The sequence below is a fragment of the Streptomyces sp. NPDC090499 genome (assembly GCF_044769305.1).
GTDB lineage: Bacteria > Actinomycetota > Actinomycetes > Streptomycetales > Streptomycetaceae > Streptomyces.
The window spans coordinates 386865-404880 of sequence record NZ_JBIVXP010000003.1; the positions used below are offsets into that span (position 1 = coordinate 386865).

7 protein-coding genes are annotated in these 18016 nt (G+C 70.1%); 1 reads left to right on the forward strand and 6 read right to left on the reverse strand.

The window, feature by feature from the left end:
- Window positions 1-43: 43 nt before the first annotated feature.
- The 6 genes from ACIQVL_RS13750 to ACIQVL_RS13775 form a co-directional block, all read right to left on the reverse strand.
- Entirely contained in the window at window positions 44-1669 is a 1626-nt protein-coding gene (locus tag ACIQVL_RS13750; RefSeq protein ID WP_403475392.1) for a succinic semialdehyde dehydrogenase, read from the reverse strand.
- Between the two features lie 137 nt (window positions 1670-1806).
- Complete coding sequence (locus tag ACIQVL_RS13755; RefSeq protein ID WP_403475393.1) at window positions 1807-2679, reverse strand: serine/threonine-protein kinase; 873 nt, start codon at window positions 2677-2679, stop codon at window positions 1807-1809.
- 168 nt (window positions 2680-2847) lie between these two features.
- Window positions 2848-3369 (reverse strand): DUF4265 domain-containing protein, encoded by a 522-nt coding sequence (locus tag ACIQVL_RS13760; protein WP_403475394.1) that lies wholly within the window; start codon window positions 3367-3369, stop codon window positions 2848-2850.
- A gap of 2 nt (window positions 3370-3371) precedes the next feature.
- On the reverse strand, window positions 3372-10217 hold the full coding sequence (locus ACIQVL_RS13765) for a polymorphic toxin-type HINT domain-containing protein (RefSeq protein WP_403475395.1): 6846 nt from the start codon (window positions 10215-10217) through the stop codon (window positions 3372-3374).
- 162 nt (window positions 10218-10379) lie between these two features.
- Window positions 10380-14006, reverse strand: coding sequence for a LamG-like jellyroll fold domain-containing protein (locus tag ACIQVL_RS13770; protein WP_403475396.1), 3627 nt, complete (start codon window positions 14004-14006; stop codon window positions 10380-10382).
- A 32-nt stretch (window positions 14007-14038) separates the two neighbouring features.
- Window positions 14039-15565 carry an FG-GAP repeat protein gene (locus tag ACIQVL_RS13775; protein ID WP_403434164.1) on the reverse strand — a complete coding sequence of 509 codons (1527 nt, stop codon included), beginning with the start codon at window positions 15563-15565 and terminating at the stop codon, window positions 14039-14041.
- Between the two features lie 555 nt (window positions 15566-16120).
- Here ACIQVL_RS13775 and ACIQVL_RS13780 point away from each other — a divergent pair.
- Window positions 16121-18016, forward strand: a complete 1896-nt coding sequence (locus ACIQVL_RS13780) for a glycosyltransferase family 2 protein (RefSeq protein ID WP_403475397.1) — start codon at window positions 16121-16123, stop codon at window positions 18014-18016.

The window sequence follows — 18016 nt, forward strand, 5'->3', positions numbered from 1 at the left end:
CGGCCTTCGGCCGGGGGACCCCCAGCGCCCCTGAAGGGGTGCTTCAGCGCAGCCTCAGTGCCTTCATCACCTTGAGACTCGTGCTCATGAACTGGGCGTACTTCTCGTCGTCCATGCCCAGCGAGGGGGCCATGGGAAGCAGCCGCTGCTGGGCGACGGTCTGGGCCTCGGTGTACTTGAGGATGCCCTCCGAGCCGTGCCGGCGGCCGAGGCCCGAGTCCTTCATGCCGCCCATCGGGGACTGGACGCTGCCGTACGCGGGGGCGTAGCCCTCGTTGACGTTCACGGTGCCGGTGCGCAGGCGGGCGGCGACGGCGCGGCCGCGGCTGCCGTTCTTCGTCCAGACGGAGGAGTTGAGGCCGTACGGCGTGCCGTTGGCGTGCTCGACGGCCTCGTCCTCCGTCTTGAAGCGGTAGATCGAGACGACCGGGCCGAAGGTCTCCTCCGTGCAGACGGCCATCGCGTCCTCGACGCCGTCGAGGATGGTCGGCTCGTAGAAGTAGGGGCCGATGTCGGGGCGGGCGGTGCCGCCGGCGACGACGGTGGCGCCCTTCTCGACGGCCTCGTCGACGTGGCGGGTGACCGTCTCCAGCTGCCGTTCCCCGACCAGGGACCCCATGTCGGCGCCGTAGGCGAGGGAACGGCCCAGGCGCATGGCCTTGGTACGGGCGGCGAAGCGCTCGACGAAGGCGTCGGCGACCGACTCGTGGACGTACAGCCGCTCGATGGAGATGCAGAGCTGGCCGGCCGAGGAGAAGCAGGCGCGGACCGCACCGGCGGCCGCCTTCTCGATGTCGGCGTCGTCGAGGACCAGCATGGCGTTCTTGCCGCCGAGTTCGAGGGAGACGCCGACCAGGCGGGCGGCCGCGCCCTGGGCGACCTCGCGCCCTGTGCGGGTGGAGCCGGTGAAGGAGACGTAGTCGGCATGCCGGACGACCTCGGGGCCGACGACCGGGCCCTCGCCGAGCACGACCTGGAAGACGTCCGCGGGCAGCCCCGCCTCGACGAGGAGGTCGCGGGCCCACAGCGCGGTCAGGCAGGTCTCGGTGTCCGGCTTCATGACGACCGCGTTGCCCGCGGCGAAGGCGGGGAGCGCGTCGCCGACGGAGAGTTCGAGGGGGTAGTTCCAGGGGGCGATCTGGCCCACCACGCCCCGCGGGTGCCGGAGCTCGGTCACCTTGGTGAGGGTGGGCATGGCGCCCGCGTGCCGCTTGGGGCGGAGGTAGGCGGGGGCCTTGCGGCCGTAGTGCCGGGCGGCGACGGCGACGGCCTGCACCTCCTCGTGGGCGTGCAGGCGGGCCTTGCCGGTCTCCAGCTGGATGAGGTCGAGGACCTCGGCCTGGCGGGCCAGGATCAGGTCGTGGAAGCGGAGCAGCACGGCGGCGCGCTGCCGTACCGGCACCTTCGCCCACACGGCCTGCGCGGCGCGGGCCGCGCCGAAGGCCTTGGCCACGTCCTCGGGGGTGGACTCGGGCAGGTCGGCCAGTTTCTCGCCGGTGAAGGGCGTGTGGTTGGCCGTACGTCCGGAGCCGACGACACCCTTGGTGAGCTGGGCGACCAGCTCGGGCGTGACCACGTCGGCGGCGGTTCGGGCCCCTGCGGGCGCGGGGGCGAGCGGGTTCGTGCCGGTGGGGGCCGGTGCGTGGGCCGGGGCCTGCGAGTCCGTCATGAGCCGCAGGGTATTCGGGCGCGAGGCCTTTGGGTACCCGTGGGTAACCCGGTTTCACCGACCGCACACACACCGCCAGTGATCACTGGCAGCGAATGCGCTGATCAGCGCCCTCGGGTGCCCTCGGACGCGGACGATCAGCCGCGTTCCGGTTTTTTGGCGAGGAGCAGGCCGAGGGCGGTGAGGGGGGTGAGGCGGCGGGGCTCCGGGGCCGGGGGCGGCGCGGGGGCCAGGGCCGGGGGCGGTGCGGCGGTGGGTTCGGTCACCCAGGCCGGAAGGGGTGTACCGGCGGCCTCGGCGAGCGCCTCGGCGGCCTCCCGGGCGGTCGGCCGGGCTTCCGGGTCCGGGGCGAGGAGCCCGTCGAGAAGCGGGCCCAGGGCGCCCTGGGCGTCGCCGCCGATGGCCGCGCGGAGCAGCGCGCCCAGGGACCACAGGTCGGAGGCGGGACCCGCCCCGCGCCCCGCACCGCACTCCGGGGCGTCGAAGGGGCCGCACCCCTGTCCCCCGCCGATGCCGAAGTCGGTGACGACGACACGGTCGCCGTCCGCTGCGAGAAGGACGTTGGACGGCTTCAGGTCGCGGTGGACGATGCCGACGCAGTGCGCGGCGTGCAGGGCGCCGAGAACGGCGAGCCCGATCCGGGCGGCCTCGGCGGTCGGCAGCGGGCCGCGGGCGGCGAGGGCGGAGTGCAGCGCCGCCCCCTCCACCAACTCCATGACGACCCAGGGCAGTTCGTCATCCAGGAGTACGTCGTGGATGGCGACGGCGGCCGGGTGGTCGACGCGGGCGGCGGCTCGGGCCTCGTGCAGCAGACGGTGGGCGGCGCGCTGCCGTTCCTCGCCGTCCGGCTCACCGGCCAGCCGCGGCTCCTTGACGGCGACGTCCCGCCCTTCCTGCTCGTCCCGGGCCCGCCACACGGTCCCGGCCGGCCCCGAGCCGATACGCCGCGCGAGCCGGTAACGCCCGCCGATCAGCCGTCCCTCGACCGGCAGTTCGCCGTCTTCACTCATGTCACATGAGTACCTTGCGCACCATGCCGTTGTCGAAGCGGCGCGGTCAGAGACACGGCGGTCCGGAGGAGCCGTTCGGGACTCTGCCTCCCCGACGGAACGTCGGAGCGCCTGGCCGACTCGTTCCGACCAGGCGCTCCGCATGCAACTACCGGCTACCGAGGGACACTACGGGAAACGATCCAGTTGACCTCGATGAATCCTCGAGATGGCACTCTCCTGGATTTCGATCTCTCTGGCTCCGACGCGAGCCAGAAGCCCTTCCCGCAGCTCTCGATAGTTCACCTCCGACGGAATGTCGACCGCCACGAGATTCCCGAATCCGGGCGCGGTTTCCCAACTGCAGCCCGCCCTTTCCAGGAAGGCCTCGACTCCCTCACGGTCACCACCTCGCATGAAGATGATCCGAATGGCCGAATGCCCCGACTCGGATGTGAAGCTTTCGAAGACCAACTCCCTCCGCTCATGGTCCGGACGAACCATGACGAGGTCACCGAATGCGATCCCACGCACGAAGAACGGCGTGTTCACCACCCGGATCTCAAACCTGACGTCGGTCTTCTCGCCCCATAGGCGTTCCACCGAGACCGGCGGCCAGTCCTCACGCTCCTGCGGAAGGTCGAAAGCCACCTTGAACATCTTCGCACCGCTCGGCGAAATCGGTCGTCCGCTCGACTGAGTCACGTCCATCCTTACGGCTCCGCGAATTCACGGAGTTCATCGTCCCACTCTTCCACCGTCTTGGCCGACTTGTCCCGATTGCACCTTCGGCAGGCTACACAGCCGTTGTGCGAGGATCCGCAGCCGCCTTGCATCTTCGGAATCTCGTGATCGATCTGAGCGTCATCCGGCTTGCCCTTGATCGCCTTTCCGTCCGCACCTCTGGAGGCGCGCCGTTCCACGGTCTGACCGCAGTAGTCGCATTTGAGAACGCCGCCGTTCCTCTCCAGATTCTCGTCGTAGACCTCTTGACGTCCACTGTCGGTGAAGTCGAGGCCGGCGCGTTCGTCCGGGTGTACGCCACAGTTGTGGACCAGAACCGGCGTGGTCCCTGCCAGCACATAGTACGTGTGCACCTCACCGACCGTGAGGTTGTGGACCGTCGCCGTCAGGGCCGTCCAGCGCTTCACCGCGGTGATCTGGACACGGGTGCCCGAGCCGGTGGTCAGCCACTCGCCCGAGTGCAGGTCGGTGGCGGAGATCCACTCGCCCAACTCCGGCACCCAGAAAGGATGGTTGTCGGTCGCGGTGACCGACGCCGTCTTCGAGCCCTTTTTCCCGTCGACGTCGACGGTGACCTTCACGAGGTGTTTGAGGCCCACGCCCTTGATCTCGGCCGTGACCTTCTCCGGTTTGGTCTTCCCTGTCTCCGGATCGGTGGCCAGTACCTCGTCGCCGATCTTCACGTCCTTGATGGCCTTGGCCGTGCCGTCCGCCATCAGCACCCTGGTATCAGGAGTGAAGCTGTTGGGTTTCTTCACGACGCAGGCTTCGGCGGCCTCCGCCAGCCGGTCCGCTTCCTTTCTGCTCTTGCGCCAGTCCTTGAAGGACTTCAGCAGGTCCTTGCCCAGGCCGTAGATGCGTTTGCCGAGGGCTGCGGCCTTGTCCCAGCGGAAGAGGTACTTCTTGGCGAGCTTGGCCAGGGGGCCGCCGCCGAGGAAGGAGCCGACCACGTTGAGGGCCGTGTTGCCGCAGGCGCCCAGGTTGCCGGTGGTGAAGCAGTCGAGGGCGTCGGTGATGCCGAGCTCGTCCATCGCGATCTTGCCGAGTTCCTTGGCGACCGCGATCGCGCGCTGCTTGGCGGAGTCCTCCTTCGCTCTGGCGTCGTCCGCCTTCGCCTGGGCCGGGGTGTAGGTCGTACCGCTGCCCGTGCTGCCCGAGCCGCCGTTGTCGCTGGTGCCCACCGCGCCGCGGTGGGTGGAGGGGCCGGGGCCGCACTCGTTCCAGCCGCCGACGCAGTCGGCGAGGCGGAGGCCCGACGCGTCGTTGTGTGAGATCGGGCTGTTGTTGGCGTACGCGTAGCCGTTGATCTGCTGCGGGTCGGTGTAGTCGACCACCGGGTCCGCCGAGATGAAGCGGCCGGTGTCGGAGTCGTACTCGCGAGCGCCGAGTGTCGTCAGGCCCGTGGACTTCTGGACGGTGCCGCCGACGAAGCCCTTGTCGTTCACCCAGCCGGACGATGACGACGTGGAGTCGTCGCGGACGTTGCCGAAAGCGTCCATGCGGCGTCGGGTCGTGGAACCCGTCTTCGCGTCGACCGACAGCTGTGCCGTGCCCTGGTTGTCCGAGGCGAGGAAGTGGACGCCGCCCGCCTCCCGCATCGCGACCGTGGTGCCGGCGAAGCTGTAGTAGCGGGTCGCCGTGACCTTGGCGGTCGACTTGTCGTAGTGGAGTTCGGTGCCGGGGAGGTAGAACGTCTTCTCCGTCGGCGTGTCCCGAAGGACGCGGGAGCCCGACGCGTCGTACTTGTACGTCGTCACCGAGTTGTCGGCGTTCGTGACCGTCGTCAGCTCGCCCTGCTTGTCCCAGGCCAGCGACTGGGTGTCGCCGTCCAGGACACGGGTCTTCGTGTTGCCCGTGGCGTCGTAGGTGTAGGAGTTCTGGGAGGTGACGGCGGGCGTGGTGCTGGTCGCGTCCGTCTTCTCCGTCACCGACGACACCGTGTGGGCGCCGGAGGCGGCGCCGTTGGGGCCGGAGCCCGTCTCGCCGTACTTGTAGTTGCGGCTCGACGTCGCCGCGCCGTTCAGGCCGTGGCGCACCTCGCTCGTGCGGTTGCCGATGGTGTCGTAGCCGTAGTCGGTCCAGTAGGGGGAGACCCCGCCCACCGTCGTCGACGACGCTCCCGACGCGCAGGACGCGTCCGTCGGGCCCGTGCCCTTCGCGTCGTTCGACGCGACCGACGACGTCCACGCCGAGGAGACGCGGCCCAGACCGTCGTACGAGAAGCACTGGACGTCGCCCGTGCCGCCGGTCGGGGTGTCGGCGACGGAGAGGATGTCACCGGCGGCGTCGTAGGTGTAGTTCGCGTCGTAGGCCACGCTCGGCGCGCCCTGGACGTCCACCCGCGAGTCGGTCAGGCGGTCGGTGCCCGCCTCGTAGTTGTTGGTGATCCACGTCTTCTTCGCCGTGGACTCCCCCGTGTACAGCTCCAGCTGCTCCAGGTTCGACGTCGGCGAGTACGACGCGTCCGTGACGTAACTCAGGCCGCCCAGCGAGGTGTTGAGGCCGGTCGGACGCTGGAGGCCGTCGTAGACGTACCCGACCGACTCGGCGGACAGGTCACCGGTCGCCGGCAGGCCCTGGCTCTGCAGGGTGCCGTCGTCGTTGTACTGGGCCGTGAACTCGTACGTACCGCCCAGCTGCGGCTCCGCCGTCTTGGAGAGGTAGTACTTGGTGGAGACGGGCGCGTAGTCGTTGTCGGGGTCCAGGGTCGGGTAGGTCACCGAGGAGTAGACCGCGCCGTCCTTGTAGGTGTAGACGCCGTACAGCTCGCCCTTGTAGGCCGTGTCGTACTTGGTGACGGAGAGCTTGGTGCCCGTCGTCGCCTCGCCCTGCCAGGTGGAGACCGCCCGGCCCAGTTCGTCGTAGAGCGTCGACGTCTTGTCGCCGTTCACCGTGACGGAGGTCTGGCGGTCCAGGGCGTCGTAGGTGTACGAGGACGAGCCGGTGTCGGGGTCGACGGCCGTCTTCTTCCGGCCCAGCTGGTCGTACGTGTACTTCCAGTTGTTGCTCTTGTCGTCCGTGACGCTCGTCAGCCGGCCGGCGTCGTCGTAGCCGTACGACGTGGTGACCGCCGCGCCGTCCGCCGGGTACTGGATCTGGGTCGTGGTGTTGTCCCGGCCGTCCTTCACCACCGTCGTCCTGACGCCGCCCCTGGGCGGGGTGGTCGTGACGCGGTCGCCGCCGTAGGCGTACGAGGTGCGGTACTGCTCCGTGCCCTGGACCTGGAAGACCGAGGCCGTGGTGCGGCCCGCGCCGTCGTACTGGGTGACGGTCTGCGCGTCGAGGTCGGCGTTGACCGGGTCGAAGAGCGTCGAGGACGGGGCGCCGGTGGTGAAGTAGGTGTCGTTGACCTTCACCACCCGGCCCGAACCGTCGTAGAGCGTGTCGGCGACCATGCGGCCGCCCTCGCCCTCCGTCTGGTCCTGGCGGGGCCTGAGCCAGCCGTCGTACAGCGACCACTCGCTGCCGTACGACGTGCCGTCGTTCTCGATCTTCTGGGTGTGGACGGCGGCCGGGCCGCCGGCGCCGCGGATCAGGTACTCGTACGTGATGGACGGGGTGAAGTTGCCCGCCTTGGGGCGGTCCTGCAGCCAGACCTTGACCAGGCGGCCGAGGCCGTCGTAGGCGAGGTCGGTGCGCAGGCCGTTCTGGTCGGTCTTGGCGGTCGGCTGGCCCCAGGCGGGGGCGTACTCGGTGGTCGTCGTCCAGCCGTCGATGTTGGTGACCGTCGACTTGGTCGCCAGGCCGTAGGTGTCCGTGTAGACGGTGGAGGACGTGTACTGCGTCGACGACGACGCGGTCTCCGCGTCCTTCACCACCAGCGGGCGGCCGTTGGCGTCGTACGTCCTCACGGCGGTGGTCTGGTAGGTGGCCGTCGTGCCGTCGTGGGCCGACAGGCGCTTGGTCGTGGTGGGGTCGCCCTTGGTGGGGGCGGCGCCCAGCGTCGTCGAACCGTCGTAGTAGGTCAGGTCGTCGGAGATGACGTCCTTGGAGCGGTCGGGGGTGGACGCGCAGTCGACGCCGACCTTCTCGACCCGCGAGACCATCGTGTAGATGTGCGCGCTCGCGCTGTCCGCGTACTCGGTGCGGGTGCACTGGTTGTCGGCGACGCCGACCTCGCCGTCGTCGTCGACCGTCTTCTCACGGCCGGTCGCGTCGTCGTAGGTCGTGGTGGACCTGGTGTGCCGCCAGCCGCCCACCGCGAGGGCGGTGTAGGTGTCGGTGGAACCCGTCGCCACGTAACGGGCCTTGTACGTCGCCCAGTCCCGGGTCTCCGTCGCGGTCACCGCGGTCCACGGCACCGTCACCGACTTCTCGGTGATGTCGTCGCCGTTGTAGGTGAGCGTCTCCAGCTCCTGGCCGGCCTTCCAGTCGGAGTCGTCGTAGGAGACGCCGTTGGAGTCGGTGACGGTCGCGGAGCGGGTGGTGCCGTTCTTGTCGACGTCGCCGTCCAGGCCGCGGAAGAAGACGTGCTCGGTGCGGGTGTTGGCGGCGGAGTTGGTGCCGTCGGAGGTGACGACCCGGACCCTGCCGTAGCCCCGCCAGTCGCTCCAGGTGCGGTCCTCGGACTTGGTGATGCCGTCGGCCGGCGTCTTCCGCCAGCCCGCGTCGCCCAGGTAGGTGTACGAGGTGACCTGGTCGGCGTTGCCGCCGGTGAGGTCGGTCTGCACGACGGAGGCGACCACGTACTTGTGGAACCAGTCCGTGATCGGGTCGGTGGCGCCCGGCGGGCTCCACTTCACCGGGAAGCAGCGCTTGACGGAGGAGTCCTCCGCCGGGACGTTGCCCGTCGTGCACTGGTTGTCGGCGTAGTTGACGCTGAGCACACCGCCCGACTCGTTCTGCACCCCGGAGAGGCGGAAACGGTAGAAGGGCTGGATGTTGTCGCCGGTCTCGTCCACGCGGTTGGGCAGCTGGGTGCCGTACAGCTGGACGGACGGGACCGAGGCGTCCGTGCCGACCTTGCCGGTGTGATCGATCTTGCTCAGCCACAGCGACCTGGAGCCGTCGCCGTTGTCGGTGAAGTCGTGGGTGAGGCTCCAGACGTCGACCGGGGTGTACGTCGCGTCACCGGTACGGATCTGGGTGGTGATCTTCGTGAGCTTCTTGCGGGTCCAGAAGGTCGGCGAGTTCTGGCCGGGGCACTTGCTGCCCGACGTGCAGTTCTGGTCCCAGGGGACGTCCGGCCAGTCGGCGGCCGTGGCGTCCTTGAGGGCGTCGGCGGAGCAGTCGGTCAGCGAGCCGACGCAGCGCTCCGCGGTGGTGAAGACGACCTGGGCGGCGGGCTTCGTGGAGTACACCGAGCCGTCGCGCTGGCCGTAGTCGATGCGCTTGAGGTAGCCGCCGCGGACGTAGGCCTTGCCGTTCTCGGTGGTCTTCAGGCCCTGCGTGTAGTAGTTCGTCTCCGTGCCGTAGAAGTACGACATGGCGTTGCCGTGCGGGTCGACGACGTAGTCGAGGTTCCAGCGCCAGGCCTGCGTGCAGTAGGCGTCGGCGAACGTGGACTTGTAGCAGGGCTCGCCGGAGTCGTCGCCGTAGACCGGGACGGTCCAGGTGGAGTTGGTCTCCTCGTTGCCGCTCGCGTAGCCGGTGAGGTGGTTGAGGCCGAAGTAGTACTGGGTGCCGTCGCCGGTCGTGATCTTCCAGTACTCGCCGTTGTCGTCGCCGTTGACGGCACCGGTCAGGTGCTCGACCTTGGAGTCGTCGTCGGAGCTGATCCGCCACTCGCCGGTCTTGTCGTCCTTGACCAGCCGGCCCGAGCTGCCGCCCGTCAGCGACAGGGTGGCGTTGTCGAACGCCCAGCACTCGTCGCCGTTGGTGTCGTCGTGGCCGTCGTCGGCGCAGGCCTTGTAGCTGCGCTCGATGTAACCGGGGTCGTAGGAGAAGCCCTGGCCGATCCACGAGCCCTGGTTGTTGGTGGTGGCCGTCTGGCCGTCGATGGACTGCGAGTTGTAGCTCAGGCCGACGGTCGGCTGCATGCCGCCGGGGACCGGCGGGACGCTCATCGGGTACGACCAGGTGAACGCGCCGGAGCTGGTGTCGACGCCCCACTGCGAGGACTGCGAGAGACCGGTCGCCTTGTAGTCGCCGCCGTCGCCGCCGCTGCTCGCGGTGGCCGCGACGACCGTGGCCGTGGACGTGGCGGTGGACGCGGCCGTGGACGCGGCGGAGTCCGCTTCGAGGAGCTGGCCGGAGAGTCCGGAGGTGTCGGCGGCCGCCTGCACGGTCGCCGTCAGGGTCTGCTTGGCCGGGTCGTTCGCCGTCTTCAGATAGGTCGGCGTCGAGCAGGACTTCTTCTCCGGCGTCGTCAGCACGCACGCGGGGTACGTGGCCAGCCGCAGCCGGGAACCGTAGGAGCCGCCGAAGGCGTCGGCGAAGTCCGAGTAGTCCAGGGCGACCTGGGCCGGTCCCGCGGTCGCGGCGCCGTCGGAGCGGGCGACGGTGAACAGCACGCCGTCCACCCCGGCCGCCTCCGTGGCCTTGCGGCCGAGGACCCGGACACGGACCGAGTCGGCGCCCTTGGCCCCGCCGGCCGCCTTCGCGGTCAGCGGCAGGCCGTCGGCCCTGACCGCCTTGCCGCCGAGGTCGACCTCGGCGCTGCCCGCCTCGGGCCAGTGCGCCTTGGAGGTCTTCCTGACCGCGGCCTTCGCGGCCTGGTCGGTCTTCTTGAAGGTCTTGGCGGTGGCGCTCCTGCCGCGCACCGGACGGTCGAGGTCGGTCTGCGTCTTGGGCCGGGTGACACCGCTGTCGGAGGCGGTGGCCGTGGGGGCGTACTGCGGCAGCAGCCCTATGGACAGCGCCAGTCCGAGGACCACCGCGGCCCTTCTGCGACCGCTTCGCCAGGCCGGTCGTGCCGACCGGAACCAGGGAGGCGAGGACATCAACTCTCCTGTAGGTAGGGGATGTACGGGAACGGCAGGCATGCCGAGAAGGGCGGGCGGCTTACAGTCGAGCCGCCCGCCCACGCCTGGGGCCGGTTATGCCGAGGTCTCGTCGATGCTGGCGCCGCCCGGCAGGTCGGCGACGAGCGCGACCAGCGAGGCGTCCAGCGGACCCTGGTACATGCGCACCTCGTCCACGGCACCGGAGAAGTACTCGCCCGCCGAGGAACCGGTCAGCGCCCGGCCCACCTGGAGGCTGGTCGTGCTGAAGTCCCAGGTGTTGTCCCAGGACACGTCGACGGTGGCGACTCCGTTGACATAGAGGAGCGCGTCGCCGAAGACCGCGTTGTAGACCAGGGCGAGGTGGTCGCCGTCGCCCGCGGAGCTCGGGACGTCGCCCTTGTCCAGTTCGGTGACGGTCACCGGGGTCGCCGAGTCGGCGCCGGTCAGCACCAGTTGCCAGCGGGCGTCGGCCACCGAGTACCTGACCTTGACGGCGGTGCCGTTGGCGCCGGACAGCGACAGCACCGTCTCGTCCGCCGCCGGGCTCGCCGAGGCCAGCCGGGCACGGGCCGTCAGGGTGAAGCTGTCCTGGGCGGTGAGCGGTCCGGCGGCGGCGCGGGTGGCGTATCCACCGACGCCGTCGAGCGCCAGGTGCCCGTCGCCCCACAGCGGCTCGGCCGGCGGGGTGCAGTCCGGGTCGGCCTCGGGGTCGCAGGACTCGTCCGGTGTGTAGACGGACGCGCCGCCGCCGAGCGTGAGGCCGGTGCCGCCGCCGGTCTCCGGGGAGACGGCGTTCGTGGCCTCGTCCAGCTGCCAGTAGGCCAGCTGGTGCGGCTGGATGCCGCCGAGCTCCTGGCCCTCGGTGGGCGGGATGACCCGGTCGTGCAGCTTGACGTCCGCGACACTGCCCCTGAGGTTGTTGACGTAGCCGTCCAGGTCGATCCGGCGGCCGATCTGCACGGCGCCGGGCGCGCTCCACACGGTGTGCCGGGCCTGCACGTCGTCGGCGACGAGGACGCCGTTGACGTACAGCATCAGCTTGCCGAGCTCGGCGTCGTAGACGCCGATCAGGTGCGTCCAGCTGCCCGCGACGGCCGCCGCGCCGGAGACCTTCCAGCTGCCCAGCGTCTCCATGTCGCTGACCGGGATGCGGAAGGTCCAGGAGGCGGTGTCCTTGTCGTAGCCGAGCTCGAAGCCGGCCTGGGCGGTGCCGTCCTGGCTGACGACGGTCATGTTCTGGGTGGGCAGCGTCGGCAGCATCACCCAGGCGCTCACGGAGAAGGTCCTGCCGGTGTCGACGGAGGCGGTGCCCGAGTCGAGGTAGGCGTTCTCGGTGCCGTCGAAGGAGGCGGCGGTGTCGGTGGAGCCGAGCGGCCCCTGCGCCCCGAAGGTCACTCCGGAACCGGCCGTCGCGTCGGGCGTGGTGCTGCTGCCGGCCGCCTTGGTGGAGCCCCTGGCGTCACCGAGGGTCCAGGCGTCGACGGGCGCGCGGCCGTCGCTGACCAGGAAGACGTGCACGGTCGGCGTCTTCTGCGCGTTGCCGGCGCCGTCGACCGCGGTCACGTGCAGGGTGTAGGTGCCCTCGCTCGGCGGCATCCAGCGGATCGTCGCCGGTCCGCCGGTGGAGTCGGCGGCCACCGTCTTCTTCGTGCTGTCGGCCTGCGGGCCGGTGAGGTAGTAGGTGTACTTGGTGACGTCGGTGGACGGCGAGTCCATGGTGAAGTCGCCGTAGTCGCCGACGCCGGTGTGCCAGGCCTCGTCGTCGGGGTACTGGGCCGAGGTGATCGCGGCCGACTTGGGCTTGCTGGTGTCGTAGATGAACTCGCAGCGGGTCTGGTCGCCGTCGCTGGACCAGGGGCCGTACGACTGCTGGTCGTAGCCGCGGACCGCCCAGCCGACGGTGGTGTTCGCCGGGACGGTGAACCCGGCCTCCCCGTCGCCCGCGACATCGCTGCCGACGGTGTAGAAGAACGTGGCCACACCGGTCTGGTCGCTCCAGCTGGAGTCGACGGTGGTCTTCTTGGCCGTCGTGGCGTAGTGCGTGACCGTGTCGCCGCTGGAGTTGGTCCACCAGACCTTGAACTGGGCCTGGAGCGTCTCCGAGTTGGAGCCGGTGTCGCCGTGGTCGTAGTCCCGGATCACGGCGGAGACCCGCGGGGCCTCGGTCACGTAGTGCTCGGTGGCCGCGCCGTACTCGCAGGTACCGCCCGGCTTCATCTGCAGGTCGTCCTGGACGGGCTCCAACGGCGGCCGGTTGTAGGTCACTTCGAGGTGCGCGTTGCCGCAGAAGCGCTTCCAGTACGAGGTGTCGGACTCGCTGCCCGCCTTCAGCCGGAAGGTGGTGGTGTCCCAGGCCTTGTCGGCCGCGGTCTGGAGGGTGCCCTGCACGTCGAAGCGGACGTTCTGGTTGGTCGAGGTGCACGAACCGGCGTTGTCGGTGGGCGACTTGGTGCCGATCGTCGCCTTGGAGGACGGCTGGTTCGCCCAGTCGGTCTTCGAGCTGATCGCGCTCGCGCCGGTGCTGTTGACCCGGGCGAGCTGCACCTCACGGGCGCTCGAGCTGTAGGTGAAGACCTGCGTCACCGCGAACTCGGCGCTGACGATGTCCTTGCCCGCGAAGGTCCCCGTCGGGATCGCGAAGAACTGCCGCTTCACGTCCGTCGCGCTGCTGCACCGGACCGACACGTCGGAGGGGCACAGGCCGACGCCTTCGTCGTCGTCGAACTTCCAGAAGGAGGTGCCCGAGTAGTGCGAGGACACCATGGTCCAGCCCGTGCGGGTGGCGGTCTTCACGACCGGGTCGATGTAGACCGGGTAGACGGTGTCGGCGTCGGTGAGCAGGTCCGTGTCGGGGGTGAGCGTCATGGTGCCCGCGGACACGTCCACGCCCACGTCGGCGATCCGGGCGCCCTCGGGCGGGGTCTGGGTGCTCTCGGCGGCGGCGGCCGCGGCGTCCGCGGCGTCCGCGGTGGCGTGGCTGGAGTCCCACATCACCGGCTGCGGCGCCTCGAAGACCGCACCGCCGGCGCCGGTGTCGGTGGCGGTCAGCCCGCCGTCCCCGGTCTCGGCGAGCTTCACCGAGGAGGTCTCGACGGGGAGCCGCAGCTTCGCCAGCTCCGGGTCGGCCGCCGCCTTCGCGTCCTTGACGACCAGCACGTGCGAGAAACCCTCGGCGCTGGCGGTGACCTTGAGGTCGACGCCGTCCAGGACGTCGCGGTACGTGGCGGTGGAGCCGTCGATCTTCGGCTTCGGCAGCTTGCCCGGCCAGTCCAGGGAGACGGAGTGGCCGTCCTTCTCGATCTCGGCGAAGGTCGTGTCACCGCCGCCGGAGAAGGACATGGCGGTCAGCGCCGCCTTCGGGGCGAGGGTGCCGTTCTTCCGCCTGACCAGCGTGGTGTCGATGTCCGTCCACTTGCCGTCGACGCGGGTGCGGACGGGCTGGACGTACTCGCTGACGGTGAACGTGCCGTCCGGGTTGGCGACGGTGGTGCTGCGTTCGTCGCGCAGGCTCTGGACCTCGACGGCCTTGCCGGACTTCTTCGCCCGGGTCCGGGCGGCGTCCGGGGAGAGCGAGGTGCCGCTGCCGGCGGAGGTGTCCTTGCCGGCCGACGTCTGCTCGGCGGCCGGGGCGGGGACGACGCTCAGACCGGTCGTCAGCAGGGCCGCCACGGCGGCGGCCGCGACCAGGGGGCGGCGTCCGGGTGTGCTGCGGATCTTCATGGTGCGGTGCTCTCTGCTCCCGTGCCGGCCGTTCACCCGATCACCCCGAACGTCGAGCCCGCGTCGGGCAGGCCGCCCGAACCGGGCACGTGGACGGTGGTCCCCGTGCTGGTGGTGCCGTCGATGTCGGACCACGGCATGACGTACGCGACGCCCTTCGAGGTGGCCGGTTCCTTGCTGTAGGGCACGCCCACGTAGAGGTTGGTGCTGCCGCCCACCAACGCGACGCCCGTGTAGTCGCGGGCGGTGGCGGTGCCGGGCAGCCCCGAGCCGCGGAAGAGCTCCTTGTCGTTGGTGCCGAGGGCGGCGTCGAGCGGCCGGAAGATGTGCACGGCGCCCGCGTCCTTGACCGTCGGGGTGTCCTTGCCGGGCTCGCCGACGGCAAGTCGGACGTCGGCCGTGGTGGTCACGACGGTGGTGTCGGTGTTGGCGATCGCCACGCGCTGGCCCATGAAGTCACCGGCGACGGCGTCGCCCTCGACGTCCGCGACGCTGTTGTCGAAGGCCGCGACCTGGGTGTACGCGCCGGACGGCTGGATGCGGACGACCGCCACCCCGCCCGCGTCCGGCGTGGTCCCGATGTCCTCGCCCGGGATGCCCACGGCCAGCAGTACGTCGGAGTTGTAGGTCTGGTCGCCGGGCCGGTAGCCGGTCATGGAGACCGAGAAGCCGAAGCGGTCCCCGGCCTCCGCCGCGCCGCCGATCCCGGTGCTGTCCTGGCCGATCCCCACGAGCGGCGTGGGCATGCCGCCGGAGAGGGTGTGGCTGAAGACGTCCACCGCGCCGGCGAACGCCAGGTCACCCGCTCCCTCACCGGGAGCACCGACGGCGAAGTAGCGGTTGGTTCCGGCGAGCGAGGAGCCGAAGCGGTCGTTCTCCTCGGCGTCGCCGTGCACCCCGGGAGAGTTCTGGGTCAGGGAGACCTTGGTGGTGCCCTGGACGTACTCGATGCACCCGGCGTCGGCGTACGTCGTGCCGCTCACCGTGACCCCCTCGCCGGGGACCCCGATGACCAGGTACGGCGATCCGCTCGCGGCCGTGCCCGCCTTCAGCGCGTAGCCGAACCAGTCGTACGCCTCGGTGGCGGTACCGGAGTCGAACCCCGCCTGGCTGTACCCCTGGATCGCGGAGCCCGTCCCGATGCCGGTGGGCGTACCGTGGACGATGTAGATCGCCCCTGCGTCGACGAGATTCCTGCCGTCCTTCACGACGTCCTCGAACGGCGCACCGACGACCAGGTCGCTGCAGCCGTCGCCGTCGGCGTCGTAGGCGGCGTAGGACGTGCCGAAGCCGTCGCCGGTCTCGGGCGTCGCGTCCATGCCGCTGGTCGCCTGCGAGATCTCCGAGACGCCCTTGCCCCCGCCCAGGACCACCCGCACGAGTCCTGCGCGCCTGGCCCCGTTCACCGTGGCGCCCGGGTCGGCGATCACCGTGTCCTGGACCCCGTCGCCGTTGAAATCGCTCGCCGTCCCCGCCGTGCATGTGGCGGCGGCCGCCTCCGGCGAGGTCAGCGTCACGCCCCCCGTCGCGGCCAGGAGAAGGCCGGCCAAAGCGACCATTTTCCCCGCCAGATGTGTACGCGTACGCACACTCCACCCCTCGTTTTCCCGTCGGGCAAGCCCAGGTAAGACCACCCTATGAATGACGTAAGAGGAGACTAAATACGAACCAAATAAAGATCGTCAAGACCGCCCGGGAAACCAGCTGCACACGGCAACCACACAGAGTGTCACCATCTTTGCCTTATGCATCGCAACGAACGAGAAGGGGACCCCGGGTGCGAAAAAGGGACAAACGATGCACCACTCACACCCTCGTCCGAGGCAACTCAACGGTGCTTCACAAAATATTCACATGACGGCTCCTGAATGGTCGTGATATGTTCATGAGCGCAAGAAGCTTCATATCTGCAAACCACCACGGTCCGCGGCGGCCCCTTTTACCGGTATTCGGCGTCGCGATCCGTCGGGACAATTACGCCCGCCGACCCTCCCGGTAATTCGGCAGAATGGTCGAGCCTCGCGTTTCGGTTATCCGAATCCCGCGCGCGTATCACCCTCCCCGCTCCTGCAAACGGTTCGTCAACACTTGGCCAAGCAGGTAAAATCCGGGGAATGCCGAGAATCAAGGTCAGCGTCATCGTTCCCGTCTACAACACCGGGGCCTATGTCGACGAGTGCGCACCGTCGTTGCTGGGGCAGAGCCTGCCGGCCGACGAGTACGAGGTGATCTACGTCGACGACGGGTCGACGGACGACACCCTGGCCCGGCTGGAGAAGATCGCTGCCGCGCATCCGAACGTCCAGGTCCGCACCCGCCCCAACTCGGGCTGGCCGGGCGCGCCGCGCAACCTCGGCATACAGCACGCCAGGGGCGAGTACGTGCAGTTCGTCGACCACGACGACATGCTCGGGCCCGAGGCCCTGGAGCGGCTGTACGAGCACGCGAAGCGGAACGACGCCGACGTCGTGCTCGGCAAGATGTCCAGCACCATGGTGCGGCCCCGCCGGGTGTTCCGGCACACGGTGGACGCCTGCACGATCGACAACGACGAGCTGATGCAGACGCTGACGCCGCACAAGATGTTCCGGCGGGCCTTCGTCGAGCAGCACGGCCTGCGCTTCCCCGAGGGACCCTGGTTCCTCGAGGACATGCTCTTCGTCACCGCCGCCTATCTGAAGGCGCAGCGCGTGGCGATCCTCGCCGACTACCCCTGCTACTACTGGATGAAGCGGGACGACGGAGGCAACAACACCCAGCACCGGTTCAACCCCCGGTACGGGTTCTGGCCCAACCTCCGCACCATCGCCCGTCAGCTCAAGGACGGCACCCCGCCCTCCGACGACCTCGACGCGCTGCAGAACCGGCTGCTGCACCGCCTCTACCAGGTGGAGATCCTCGCCCGCGCCCGGGAACCCGAAGTCCTGCGCGAGGACCCGGCCGATCAGCGCCCGCGTTTCGAGACGGCCCGTCAGCTGGCCCTGGAGGAGTTCCCGCCGGCCGTACGGGAGGGGCTGCCCGCGGTGTCACGGCTGCGGGCCGAACTCCTCGAACGCGGCGACTTCGACGGCGCGGTCGCGTTCGCCGAGCACATCCGCGAGGTGCAGGCCCGCGGCGAACTCGGCCGGCCCCGTTGGGAGGACGGCCGGCTGGTCGCCGATGTCAGGCTGAGCCTGGTACGAGGGGACGGCGAGCCCCTGGTCCTCGTCCGGCGGGACGGGAAGCACTGGCTGGACCCGGAGTTGCTGGACGGGGTGCCGGGAACCGAGGACGGCTGGGACGTCCGTGACCCGTTCCGGCTCGCCTACGCCGAACTGGTCGTCAAGGACCGGGACCGGGAGGACTGGTGGTACCCGGAAGGCGACCTGGAGGTACGGCTGGAACCGCACGGGGAAGGCCGCTCCCGGCTCGTCGCGTCCGGCCGGCTCAGCCTGGATCCGGAGCGGCTGGCCGGCGGCCGGCCGCTGGAGCGCGGGCCGCACGAGGTATGGGCGTACGTCCAGTTCCTGGGCGTCGACCGGTTGATCCGCATGACCGGCGACGCCGCTCCGAACACCCCGGCCGCGGACCCGGCGCTGACCGGCGGGCGGCTCGCCCTCCCGTACTGGACGGCGGGCCGCGCCCAGCTCACCCTCGACGTGGGCCCCCGCCTGCGCAAGCTCGGTCCCGACACCGCCGAAGCCGCCGCCGCGAACTCCGCCCACGGCAGGCACTCGCTCCCGTTGCCGTACGTGGCGGTGGCCGCGTCCACCGCACCGGCCCCCGTCAAGGTCACGGTGTCCACGCTGGCGGTGAACGCCGAGTTGGTCCCCGACGCCGGTGCGGTGCACCTGCGCCTCCCGGCCCGCCTGCAACTGCCCTCCGGACGGCACCCGGTCACCCTCCCGAAGGCGCCGGCGCCGGTCGCGTACGCGGTCGTGCGCAACGGTGCCGTGCTGCGGCTGGAGGGCCCGGCCTACCGCCCCGGCACCGCCCGCCGTCTCGTGGACCTGGTCCGGCGCACTCGGTAG

Excerpts from the sequence above, each read along its gene's own strand:
- ACIQVL_RS13750 (WP_403475392.1), bottom strand. The coding sequence starts at position 1,669 with ATGACGGACTCGCAGGCCCCGGCCCACGCACCGGCCCCCACCGGCACG.
- ACIQVL_RS13755 (WP_403475393.1), bottom strand. The coding sequence starts at position 2,679 with ATGAGTGAAGACGGCGAACTGCCGGTCGAGGGACGGCTGATCGGCGGG.
- ACIQVL_RS13760 (WP_403475394.1), bottom strand. The coding sequence starts at position 3,369 with ATGGACGTGACTCAGTCGAGCGGACGACCGATTTCGCCGAGCGGTGCG.
- ACIQVL_RS13770 (WP_403475396.1), bottom strand. The coding sequence starts at position 14,006 with ATGAAGATCCGCAGCACACCCGGACGCCGCCCCCTGGTCGCGGCCGCC.
- ACIQVL_RS13775 (WP_403434164.1), bottom strand. The coding sequence starts at position 15,565 with ATGGTCGCTTTGGCCGGCCTTCTCCTGGCCGCGACGGGGGGCGTGACG.
- ACIQVL_RS13780 (WP_403475397.1), top strand. The coding sequence starts at position 16,121 with ATGCCGAGAATCAAGGTCAGCGTCATCGTTCCCGTCTACAACACCGGG.